The sequence below is a fragment of the Rhizobium ecuadorense genome (assembly GCF_001187535.1).
GTDB lineage: Bacteria > Pseudomonadota > Alphaproteobacteria > Rhizobiales > Rhizobiaceae > Rhizobium > Rhizobium ecuadorense.
Genome location: NZ_LFIO01000581.1, coordinates 1 through 249 on the forward strand (window position 1 = coordinate 1; position 249 = coordinate 249).

At 56.6% G+C, this 249-nt stretch carries 1 pseudogene; it reads right to left on the reverse strand.

The window, feature by feature from the left end:
- Positions 1-215: pseudogene (locus tag AF337_RS44325) on the reverse strand (hypothetical protein); the annotation flags it as partial.
- Positions 216-249: the final 34 nt, after the last annotated feature.

The window sequence follows — 249 nt, forward strand, 5'->3', positions numbered from 1 at the left end:
ATCATGGACCGACGGTGGCCGCCAAGGCTGAGATATTCTTTCGCAAGCTTCAGGCTTGGGGTTTCAGTGCCGCTATCGCGATCTGATGTCGAACTCACGTTGCGCCGGGCATTTTCCAATGCTCGCTTGCGATCGGTCTCGGCTCGCTCCGTATCGGCGGAACGAGCGTCATCTGTCCCGCTCTCGGGCGGCACGTTGGATCTGGAAGTCATCATGGATCACCTCTCGATGTTGTGATCCAATAACCTT